Source organism: bacterium, from assembly GCA_035370465.1.
Classification (GTDB): domain Bacteria; phylum Ratteibacteria; class UBA8468; order B48-G9; family JAFGKM01; genus JAGGVW01.
This window is the reverse complement of sequence record DAOOVW010000070.1, coordinates 1-5,708: the sequence shown is the minus strand read 5'-3', so window position 1 is coordinate 5,708 and position 5,708 is coordinate 1. Positions and strand designations below refer to the sequence as shown.

Below are 5,708 nucleotides of genomic sequence, written 5' to 3'. Positions count from 1 at the left end.
GCAGGTCCCAAGGGTTGGTCTGTTCGCCCATTAAAGCGGTACGTGAGCTGGGTTCAGAACGTCAACATTGGCGTTGCCTAAAGGTAACTTTAGGAAAAATAAAATTGGCTCATATCGGTGGAGCCCTCCTCAATATGAACTGGTTGAAAGGGTAATACCGAGGGAAGGTGGTAAATTATGGACCGCACAATTCTCGCTTATATCGCAGGTTTTTTGGATTGCGATGGAAGTATTTTTTTTCAATTGGTTAGAAGAAAAGATTATATTTTTGGATACCAAATCAGATGCAGTGTGAGTTTTTATCAGAGGAGTAATAATTAAAAGATTCTGCACTGGATTAAAACACAATTGAAAAGTGGATATATACGCCATCGCAAAACAGGAATCAGCGATTATACAATTGTGCAACCTAAGGAAGTAAATCGTATTCTTCAAACCTTAAAACCGTATGTACAATTGAAGAAACAACATATTAAACTGGGATTGAAGATTATAGATAAACTTTCTAAGGTTTCTGATGCAAATTCCTTTTTGGAATTGTGTCGGATGGTAGATTCTTTCAAAATACTGAATTATTCTACCAATAGAACTATTACTTCGGAAGTAGTAGAGAAGTTTTTGAAAGAAAATAATTTACTTACCCCCGTAGAGACTTCATCTGTAAAAGATGAGATTCTTTCAATAAAAAGAAAGAATAATACGCCAGTCGCCTTTCCAGCGAGGAAAGGATGAAGGTATAGTCCATACCATTCTGAAAAGAGTGGATAAATATGCGTGAGACAGTTCGGTCTCTATCCGCCGCAGGCGTAGGAAACTTGAAGAGGAGCCGGCCCTAGTACGAGAGGACCGGGCTGGACGGACCTCTGGTGTACCAGCTATCCTGCCAAGGGTAATCGCTGGGTAGCCATGTCCGGAAGGGATAACCGCTGAAAGCATCTAAACGGGAAGCCCACCTCAAGATTAGGTTTCCCTTCTCCATCGCAAGATGGAGAGTAAGACCCCAGGTAGACAACCTGGTTGATAGGCCCCGAGTGTAAGGTCAGTAATGGCCTAAGCGGAGGGGTACTAATAGGTCGAGCGGCTTGACCATAAATTTTAAATTAAGGGCAGGGGTAATCCCCCTGCCCTTTTTTATTTATAGTATTTTTATGATTTGTATAAGATACAAAACTTATTCCGAATTTTTTCCCTTCTTTGTTTCCCTTATAACTTTATGTTTGTGTTTTTTACCAATTGTTTTTATCTACTCTTAACTTTTAAAAAGAGCCAAGATTTCTGAAATTTTAAAAATCCCAGCTGTAACTTATAAATCACATTTAAAAAAAATCTTGATAAAATTATAAAATAAAAAGTGAACTAAAATTATTTTTCATGGAACTATATAACTTTGTATCCAGATAATTGTATTATACAAAAAGATATAGAGTTTTTACGATATTTTAACTTTTGCCTTTATCACAAATCTATGATAAAAATTTTATAATGGAGATAAATGAGGAAAAACAACTCGTAAAAGAATGGAAAAAAGGAAATAAAGAAGCACTATCTACGCTTTTTAAAAAATATCTTAATAAATTTTCTTCTCTTGCTGCATATCTATCAAATTCCAAAGAAGATGCTGAAGACCTTTTATCTGAAACATTTATTATACTTCTTGAAAAAGGAAATAAATTTAGAGAAAAATCATCTTTTTTTACTTATGTTTATAGTATAATGACTAAATTAAATCTAAAAAAAAGGAGAAGTAAATACTATAAGATAAAATTGAGGCAAAAATTAGAAAAAAAGGTAAAGTCAGATAATAATACCGAAGTTGAAAAAATTTTAAAATTAAGAGAAATTATTGAAAAACTTCCTCAACTTTATAAGGAAATTTTATTCTTAAGATATAATCAGGATTTAAAAGAGAGTGAAATCTCTGAAATTTTAAAAATTCCAGTTGGAACTGTGAAATCTCGTCTTTCAAAAGCAAAAAAAGTCCTGATAAAATTCTGGAATAAAAAGTGAACCAAATTTAATTTTTATGGAACTAATTAATTAAATGGAAAAGAATATTGATGAATTATTAGAATCGTTGTTTAAAACAGAAGAAAACCCAGATATTGAATTAGATTCACTAATGAAATACAGTTATTTTATTTCTAATGAGAGAAAAAACTCAAGAAGCAGATTAAAAATTCTGACTTATATCTGTATATTTTTATTAATTTCAAATATCCTTCTTCTAAAATTTTATCCAATTAGGAAAAGTTTGAATTCTAAGAATGAAGAAGTCAAACACATAATAATATCTAAAAATACAAAGGTAGAGACAAAATATAGAAATAAAACGGAAAAAACAGCAAATAACGAGGAAATTGTATTGCCTTTACAAAACTTTTTTGAAGAAATGGATTCATTTATTGAATTTGCAAAATCACTTGAAAATTTACAAGAAACTGAAAATGGAGGATAAAATGAGAAAATTTTTTATTTCTTTATTGTTTTTAGTTATTTTTAATATTTCTTTATTTGCAGGAGATGAAATAAAAATATCAGAAATTATGAAAAAAATTGAAAATAATATTGAAAATGTAAAAGATGGAGAAGTTAAAAATTTCACTGGAGATATATATTTTAAACTTTCTTTTGGTAAAAACACATATATGACAATAAAACCTTATATGGAAAAAATTTTTGAAAGGGAAATACCAGAAGAAATAAATATTAAGGGGAAATTTATTGGCTCATTTTCAACAGGAAAATTAGATAATTTTTTAATTAAGGGTAATTCCGAAATTGGTAGTTTCATTTTCATGACAAAAGGAGATAATTTTAAACTTCTTCTTCCCGATTTACAAATTCAAATTGAAGACAAAATATCAACTGTAAATGAATTTGCAAAACAAAATAAAGACATAAAAAAAGAAATTGATAAATTAAAGGCACCAAAAATTGATTTTTATATAAACAAAGTAAAATTGAAAAAAGGTCTTGACGAATTAAATAAAATGATTAGTAATATTGAGGTAAAAAATAAAAAAGAGGGAGATGAAAACCTTTATGCCTTTGATGTTGACCTGGGAAAAATTAATGTTCTTGTCTATGAAAAATACTATACAATAAAAGAAATTACATTTTCAAACCGTTCAGGTAATCTCATTTTTTCTTTCCCAAAGCCAAAAAATGAAACAAACATAACCCTATTTAATTTCTTACCAGAAAAAGTGAACCTTGATATAAAAAATGGAAATGATATCTTAAATTTGAAATTAGAAAACTTGAAATACAACAGATTTCTTGATGAAAATGATTTTAAAATAAGAAATTTGAATTTTCCTGAACTTTTGAACTATATATATTTTAAACTTTTCTAAATAAAAAGGAAATATAATGAAAAATGAGTTGTTCTGGACAAACAGAAAGAGAGAAATATACCATCCAGCCCTACCCATCTTCGCTAACGCTCAGGCATATAGGCGCAGAAGTGCTAAGTTAATGCCTACGGGATTTACTTTAATTGAATTGCTTGTTGTAATTGCAATTATAGCAATTTTAGCAGCAATGCTTTTGCCCGCTTTATCACAGGCAAGGGCAAAAGCAAGACAGTCTGTATGTATAAATAATTTAAAGCAAATATATTTGGGCTTTTCAATGTATGCTGCTGATTATAATGAAATTATACCCCCAAGAGATACAGGTCTGGCAGAAGAATTTCCATTTTGTTTTATAAACTGGCCAAATTTTATAAGACCTTATTTAGAACCAAACTTAAATAAAATTGATATTATCAATTGGCCACCTCCTCCTAATTTTTATTTTTGTCCTGAAAGTAAAAAAGCAAAAGCTAAATTTCTTCAAGAATATCCTATATTCACACCTTTTACAAGTTATATTATACATACAGAACCACCAGATGGAGACCCAATAGTCAAAGGCAAAAAAATAGATGGGCGATGGGAAGATGAAGAAGGTAATTATGGGGCATCAAATATATGGTTATTAGAGGACCCTCATTTTGGCGATTGGGCAGATATTTTACATTCAGGTGGTATAAATAAACTTTATTTAGATGGACATTGTAAATGGGAGAAAATAAGATGAAAAAATTATTAATTTTTTTAAGTATATTTCTAATAACTTCACAGATTTTAATATCAGGAGAAAAAGAAGGGGATGAACTACTTAAAAAGGGAATTGAAGCATTGAGTCAAGGAAAAACTGAGAATGCCTTAGAATTTTTTATTAAATCAACAGAAGAAAAAGCAAATTTTGCGCAAGGTTATTATTATATTGGTTTATGTTATGCAAAATTGGGAGAAATTGAAAAAGCAAAACAGAATTTAATTTATGCAAAAGTTTTAACTGATGAGAATGATTTTAAAAATGAAATAACAAAAGTTCTTGAAGATATAGAAAATGGGAAATATGAAAAAGTAAATGTAGTAAAAGTTGATGAGAAAGAGGAACAAGAGATTAAAGAAGAAGTAAAAAGTGAAGAACAAAAAGAAACAGAAGAAAAAGAGAAAGTTAAACTTTCTTACAAGTTTAATAAAGGAGATGTTTCCTATTATGGATTGAATATTAAAGACAAAGAAAAAGGAAAAATAAACAATAACCCTTTCCAGAGAGAGCAAAATATTTATATAGAATTTAAAGAAGAAGTAATTGATATTGATGAAAATGGAAATGGGACAACTAAATTAACATTAGTAAGAGCAACTTATGAAGGACAAGATATTGGAGAAAAAGGAAAAGAAGCATATATAAAATTTACACCTAACGGAAAAATAATTGAAAGTCAGAATTTACAGGAAATAATTGACCAATTTATAAAAGTTATTAGAAAAAGCATTGCAGGAATTGTACCTGGTTTTGATAGAATCCCTTTAAACATTGACCTTAAAAAATTCTCTTCTAATGAATTTAATGCTTTCTGGGAAGTCGCAAAGCCTATTCTTCCAGAAGAAGAAATAAAAGTTGGTGGAAGTTGGGAAACACCACCAAGTGGTTGGCAAAGAGATATTGGACAAAAACAACCAACAAAATACACCTTAAAAACAAAAGAGGGAAATAATGCAACTATTGAGATAAAAATGGAACAGGAAGAAAATAAAATAAATGGCGAGGCAGTTTTTGATTTAGAAAAAGGAAAAGTGATAAAGCAAAATATAACAGTAATAATTCCTAAGGCAAAAGGTAGTATTGACTCAAAGGATATTGAAAAAACAGGAATTATGAAAGGTGTTCCTTCTTTTAAAATGTCCTATGAAATAGAAAAACAAACAACATTTAATATGAATCTTTTAAATAAATAATTTTTTTATAAATTTTAAATTTCTAATTTGATTCTATCCAATTAAAATAACTATTTATTAACCCAAAATCCCGTTTTCTTATAACTATGGAGAATCGAAAATTATCAAAAAGAAAAAGTAGTGTAGATTTAGAATTGTGAATTTGAATAATAGATGTATTTATATTATAACTATGAAAAAATTTAAAGAATTCACATTTTGAAAGGGGATTATACTATTTTTACATCAAAGGTGTAATAAAAATTAACATCCCCCTCCTCACTTATATCCCTCGGGCGTAGTTCATAATCCGTAGCCAAAAGCGAGGACCCTACGGGCGAGCCTCTCCCCTATGGGGAGAGGGGTAAGGGTGAGAAGAAAATATTTACTCTATGTCCGTTGTCAAATTGGTATTAACTGCATAGTTATTAA

The 5,708-nt window shown here is 29.6% G+C and carries 5 protein-coding genes and 1 rRNA gene; all 6 read left to right on the top strand.

Annotated features, from left to right (window positions below; all coding sequences use genetic code 11):
* Positions 1-1,090, top strand: a 23S ribosomal RNA gene (locus PLW95_07710); the annotation flags it as partial.
* A gap of 392 nt (positions 1,091-1,482) precedes the next feature.
* Entirely contained in the window at positions 1,483-2,007 is a 525-nt protein-coding gene (locus tag PLW95_07705; GenBank protein HOV22539.1) for an RNA polymerase sigma factor, read from the top strand.
* Positions 2,008-2,041: 34 nt separating this feature from the next.
* Positions 2,042-2,455 carry a hypothetical protein gene (locus PLW95_07700; protein HOV22538.1) on the top strand — a complete coding sequence of 138 codons (414 nt, stop codon included), beginning with the start codon at positions 2,042-2,044 and terminating at the stop codon, positions 2,453-2,455.
* Position 2,456: 1 nt separating this feature from the next.
* Positions 2,457-3,356: a hypothetical protein gene (locus PLW95_07695; GenBank protein ID HOV22537.1), complete on the top strand. Its 900-nt coding sequence runs from the start codon at positions 2,457-2,459 to the stop codon at positions 3,354-3,356.
* A gap of 121 nt (positions 3,357-3,477) precedes the next feature.
* Positions 3,478-4,083 carry a DUF1559 domain-containing protein gene (locus tag PLW95_07690; GenBank protein ID HOV22536.1) on the top strand — a complete coding sequence of 202 codons (606 nt, stop codon included), beginning with the start codon at positions 3,478-3,480 and terminating at the stop codon, positions 4,081-4,083.
* Complete coding sequence (locus PLW95_07685; GenBank protein ID HOV22535.1) at positions 4,080-5,297, top strand: DUF6263 family protein; 1,218 nt, start codon at positions 4,080-4,082, stop codon at positions 5,295-5,297. The genes PLW95_07690 and PLW95_07685 overlap by 4 nt, the downstream gene beginning before the upstream one ends.
* Positions 5,298-5,708: the final 411 nt, after the last annotated feature.

What these genes read in the sequence shown, in the direction of transcription:
- PLW95_07685 (HOV22535.1), top strand. Translation starts at nt 4,080, where the DNA reads ATGAAAAAATTATTAATTTTTTTAAGTATATTTCTAATAACTTCACAG.
- PLW95_07695 (HOV22537.1), top strand. Translation starts at nt 2,457, where the DNA reads ATGAGAAAATTTTTTATTTCTTTATTGTTTTTAGTTATTTTTAATATT.
- PLW95_07705 (HOV22539.1), top strand. Translation starts at nt 1,483, where the DNA reads ATGGAGATAAATGAGGAAAAACAACTCGTAAAAGAATGGAAAAAAGGA.
- PLW95_07690 (HOV22536.1), top strand. Translation starts at nt 3,478, where the DNA reads ATGCCTACGGGATTTACTTTAATTGAATTGCTTGTTGTAATTGCAATT.
- PLW95_07700 (HOV22538.1), top strand. Translation starts at nt 2,042, where the DNA reads ATGGAAAAGAATATTGATGAATTATTAGAATCGTTGTTTAAAACAGAA.